Genomic DNA, 4904 nt, shown 5'->3' with positions numbered 1-4904 from the left:
CTGATTTAGGAAACAAAGCCTGACAATGCCCATAACTCTCAGAAAAACAGATGAAAATAATACATGAAGATCCGAAGATGGCTTACCCTCAGGTTATAGGCAGGAGTATTTAACTAAGTTAGCAAGTACCACCTGATAAAGCGCAATGAAGCTTTAGCTTTAGATCGCTCGGGTTGAGCGGTTTGGTTAGATAACACGAAAAGTATTGGTCCATTCGAGCCTCTTCTTGAATGGTAGCTCGTGCCGTAACGGCAATTATAGGTAACGATGGCTTACGCTTTTCCAACTCAGAAGCAAGCTCAATGCCATCCATAACCGGCATTGAAATATCCGTCAGTACAACATCAAAGTCATGTTCAGAAGCGAGTGCTAAAGCCTCCAAACCATCATTCGCGGTCATGCATTCACAACCTAGCTCGTTTAAGTGGAACTCTAGAATTTCTCGGTTGAACTCAACATCATCAACGATCAAGGCTTTTTTACTTGTGCAGTCTAAGCGCTCTCTAACGTTATATACCTGTTCAGCAACACCGTTAGAACACTCAAGAACATTCATAATTTCTTGAGCTGGGAGTGAGATAACAAAAGTACTACCGGTGCCGAGCACACTCTCAACACGCAACGAACCCTTCATTAACTCTACGATGGTTTTAGTTATCGCCAAGCCCAAGCCAAAACCAAACTGTTGGTCTTCTTGATTAACCTGTTCAAAGCCGTTAAACACCGCATCCAATTTATCTTGGGGAATACCGACTCCAGTATCGCTTACGGAGATATTGAATGCTCTATCGTCGGTTGAAACTTCTATTGTCACCCCTCCCTTGTTTGTAAACTTCAATGCGTTCGAAACTATATTATTGATTGCTTGCTTAATACGAAGCTCATCAATCATCAATGTTGTCGAAGCATCGACATTGCATATAATATCAAGCGACAATTGTTTAGACTCGCTAAGCGGAAAAAACGTATTTTCAATTTCGCGCATCAAACTCATTACTGACAGGCATTTAGGGTTTAATGAATAGCTTGCTGCTTTTACTCTTTCAAAATCCAATAGGTCATTCACAATGCCTAAAATAGTATTGCTCGCACTCGAAATACCGTTCAGCTGATGGCGATATTCGTCAAAGTTTTTGCTATGGCTTAGCATATGTGTATAACCAATAATCGCGTTCAGTGGCGTGCGAACCTCATGGGACACATTTGAAAGCAGCACCGATTTCTGTTTATTGGCCTCACTCGCCTCTTGCGCTGCTATCTCGTACTGCTTCGTTCGCTCTTCAACTTCATATTCAAGCCCTTCAATCAAATTTTGAATCTGGATCCCAGCCTCAGAATAAGCCTTTGAAAGCTGTTCAATTTCGTCTCCATTACTATAAACAGTATGTCTGGATTTATTAAAATCACGCTGCTTTAGATATTTAGCTTGTGCGATCAATTTAGAAATAGGTATCAGCATCTTATTCACCGCGATTGAGTTAATAGCTAAAAACAGACCAAGCAAAAGGATATAAGCAAAGAACAGGCGTTTGATCAACGAGTTATCACCAGATAAAACCAGCTCTTTGGTGGTCGCATAACTGGAACGAATCACATGCTCTGGCGTGACTAAAATCAACCTCCAACCGGTTTGACGGTTCTGAACAAAAGTGACATTGAAAACACCTTTTTCGCCACTTACCACAAAACTACCCAAGTAATGTGACATGATATGGCTTCCGACACTCTTTTGAATTTGTTCATCAAAAACACTTTCAGACATCAATTGGTCGACATTCTGTTGTAGATTCGACGCGATAAGCTTGCCGCTGTCGTCTACTAAGAAATAACGGTATTGGAATTCATCGATCATATTTTCAAAAGTCAGTGAACGAGAAAAATACTCTAAATCTAAATCAAATTTGAGTAACGCGTTATCCCAGTGCTCTGGACGGATATAAATGGCAAACTTAGTGACGTGCCCCACTTTAACTTCTTTCCCTATATAGAAATTCTTGTAGTGGATCATGCGACTAAAATCGACAGAAATAGAGCGGCTTACAATACCATTTTCGGTGATAGAGACTTCTTGGTTGCGTTCAGTGTCAATAAAAAGCACCTTTTTGATAAAGGGCTTAAGCTTAGTATTGATATAAGCCAGCTGTTTATTACGAAGTGCCTCGTTTTTCGATTTATTAACAAAATCATGAGCAAAATCAATCGCCACATGATCCACTTCCTCAGTGATCAGCTCGACCTCTTTATCAAGGGTTACACTTTGAGCTTTCACAAAGGTAAGTAGAAGCTTTTTGTTATTTCCCGTAATGCTCTCCTTTATCTCTTCAAATTGGTTTTGTGAAGAAACCTGAACGATTTCGATAGCGGAGTACGTAAGCAACACCACAAATAGAACCAGTATTGTTGCGTTGGTGAAAATGATTTTATTTTTAAAAGACACGTTCATATCCTCCAACTTAAGCGTCAAAAAGTTGAATCATGGCGTTAGACACATCCATCAAAATCTTTTTTCCTGCACTTTCATTGATTACCGCGTCGTAGTGCTCCAATTTAAGACAAATTCTTGCAACCTCTGTAGCCCCGCAAGATAACGCAATGCCTTTCACTTTATGGGCGAGCGCTCGATTGGACTCACCTCCTTGAAGAATATCATCATTAACCTTGTGCAAACTTCTAATAGCAATCTGACGAAATCGAACGCCAATATCCGATTGAAAGTTACAACCCGTCGCCATTAAAAATACATTTGTGTCGATGCTATACATACCAATTTCTCCCGCCTTCGTGACCCCCCTTAATTTTGACCGTCTGTTACAAAACTGATATGGCAGATCGAGAATTTAAATAACCGGCATGCCTAATGGCATTGTCTGTTTTTTAACTTGGCTTATGCCATATTCACTGCTGGCTACATTTGGACAATAGATCACACTTTTTATGATTATCGAGTGAAAATAATGGCTCAACTTTTCAGACATACTTTTAGACGCTTGGAACAATTAGGTCGAGTGTCTATAAAACAAATATTTGGCGTAACGGCCTTCTATGTAGATCACGTTTTGCTCGTTCTACATAAAAGTGGGGAGCTGTACCTCAGAGGAACACCGGCACAAGAAGGCTACTTTATTAACAAGGGCTACCCCAAGGTAAATGCGAGCGTACTTGGAGTAATTCAGAATGCGGATTATTACAAGTTGCCAGCAAACCCTTGGAGCAAGTATTCTTTGACTCTATGTGAAGCAGAAATCGCACTAGAGCAAATAAAGAGATCACGAAGCAGTTATATTTCTGCTCCCGAAAGGCTCAAAGACTTACCCAACATGCGATTCTCAACTGAGCAACTTCTTGAGAAAGCGGGTATAAACTCCATTGAGAAACTCAAAAACCTGGGCACGATTGGTGCTGTAGAGGCTATCCAACAGCATACCCACCATAAACCAACCATCGAGTTAGTTTGGTCGTTAGAGGGTGCAATCCAGGGTATACACCGTTCACAACTGCCGACGAACCTAAAAAATGCATTGCGCACCCAAGCTCAAAGTTATTGTTAGCCTATATTGTTTTAACGAAGCTTAGATTCTTGTTAAATCCAAATGCGGTCAATTTGATGCCGTGGCTATTCCTAGCTACGGCTCATTAGGCTAACCCGCTGTCCTTAAGTGATTTCACTCAAGTTTAACGTCTTTAAATTAGCCTCCCCTTTCATTTGATCGCCCACTCCGTTTTAATTTTCACTGCCAGCCTTTATTTTGGTTTCCTACTATTCCCTCTGCTACAAATTACCATTCAAGTTTTAATGCAACTGAATTTATAACTATTTATTTTACAACCTGCCCTATCGCTACCAAACTAGGCATATCAACACAACACTAATAAAAGGTGCCTAAATATGCGTTCATTAATCTTTATTTCAACAGCAGTATTAGCAACTCTTATCTCTTTTCAGTCGGCGGCCGCAAATGTCACTGTGCGTTGGACAGGGAAAGTACCGACTTCTGACTGCGCTTCAAACCCTATTAGCAATCAAGTCGCGTTCAACTCACAAAGCGAACGTTGTAAGGTTGAACTTAAACAAACTGAAATAACTAATACAAAAACAGCAAATAAAATGGTTTCGTTTGATGTGTAATATGAAAGGAAAACCCATTAAGTAGGCATAATAGCCAGATTAATATTCAACCTGACCTTGCATGTAATCGCAGCAAATAAATAATACGGGTATGATAATTAAACTGGCTGTTTGTTTATGCACTTAATCTTACATAAAGGGTCGCTAAGAATTTCGCTAGCCGACCACCCAACGATAAAACCCATCCAGCTCACACTCAGTGAATTTTTAGTTCTAAAAGAGTTACTCACTCATCAAGGGGAGCATTTAACCAAACACCATCTACTAAAAATGGGATGGCCCAATTCATTCGTCTGTGACAATGCATTGAATATGGTGATCATGTCTTTAAGAAAGAAGCTTCTTAGGCTCGGTGGATGGATAGAAATCAATACCATTTACAAGATAGGTTATAGTTTAAATAAAACTGACAAAATATGTGTTTTGCAGTGAATTTAAACACTCCCGTCCAAAAACCAGCGCCGCCAACCTACAACTTGCCTTTGAATATGACCAATGCATTCGGTCAGCACAGCAAGCGCACCGTGAGAGAGGAACTTCATTTCCCAAGCTAATAACAGCAGTGCTGAGATAGTCTCTAGCGAAGCATTAACCTCCATTAACAAACTTACGGCGCACTCTTTTCCTGCCGTTGTTGATTTATTTTGTAGATTCGCTAGTACTACATTGCGAATCGCTAGCGTTATTTCTTTGAGCAATTGTTCCCCAGTGGTAAACCGAAATGCTCTGGGAAAATGCTTATGTTGGTTCCAATATAGCTTATACCAATTAAAGTAAA

The 4904-nt window shown here is 40.2% G+C and carries 6 protein-coding genes; 3 read left to right on the top strand and 3 right to left on the bottom strand.

What is annotated here, in order from left to right; genetic code table 11:
- Positions 1-118 precede the first annotated feature (118 nt).
- Positions 119-2443, bottom strand: a complete 2325-nt coding sequence (locus tag AB4138_RS23675; RefSeq protein ID WP_372307940.1) for an ATP-binding protein — start codon at positions 2441-2443, stop codon at positions 119-121.
- A 10-nt stretch (positions 2444-2453) separates the two neighbouring features.
- Positions 2454-2762 (bottom strand): Hpt domain-containing protein, encoded by a 309-nt coding sequence (locus tag AB4138_RS23670; protein ID WP_017061719.1) that lies wholly within the window; start codon positions 2760-2762, stop codon positions 2454-2456.
- A 192-nt stretch (positions 2763-2954) separates the two neighbouring features.
- On the opposite strand from AB4138_RS23670, the gene AB4138_RS23665 reads away from it, so the two are divergent.
- The 3 genes from AB4138_RS23665 to AB4138_RS23655 all read left to right on the top strand — a co-directional run bounded on the left by AB4138_RS23665 (position 2955) and on the right by AB4138_RS23655 (position 4558).
- Positions 2955-3548 carry a TfoX/Sxy family DNA transformation protein gene (locus AB4138_RS23665; protein ID WP_372307938.1) on the top strand — a complete coding sequence of 198 codons (594 nt, stop codon included), beginning with the start codon at positions 2955-2957 and terminating at the stop codon, positions 3546-3548.
- Positions 3549-3886: 338 nt separating this feature from the next.
- Positions 3887-4126 carry a hypothetical protein gene (locus AB4138_RS23660; protein WP_017061717.1) on the top strand — a complete coding sequence of 80 codons (240 nt, stop codon included), beginning with the start codon at positions 3887-3889 and terminating at the stop codon, positions 4124-4126.
- A 117-nt stretch (positions 4127-4243) separates the two neighbouring features.
- Positions 4244-4558 (top strand): helix-turn-helix domain-containing protein, encoded by a 315-nt coding sequence (locus tag AB4138_RS23655; RefSeq protein WP_017061716.1) that lies wholly within the window; start codon positions 4244-4246, stop codon positions 4556-4558.
- Between the two features lie 2 nt (positions 4559-4560).
- On the opposite strand, the gene AB4138_RS23650 is transcribed toward AB4138_RS23655, so the two are convergent.
- Positions 4561-4904, bottom strand: a 344-nt coding sequence (locus tag AB4138_RS23650) for a four helix bundle protein (RefSeq protein ID WP_372307936.1), incomplete at its 5' end; no start/stop codon positions are given.

The organism is Vibrio sp. 10N.286.52.C3 (assembly GCF_041468865.1).
Lineage (GTDB): Bacteria > Pseudomonadota > Gammaproteobacteria > Enterobacterales > Vibrionaceae > Vibrio > Vibrio crassostreae_C.
This window is presented reverse-complemented; position numbering and strand designations above follow the sequence as displayed.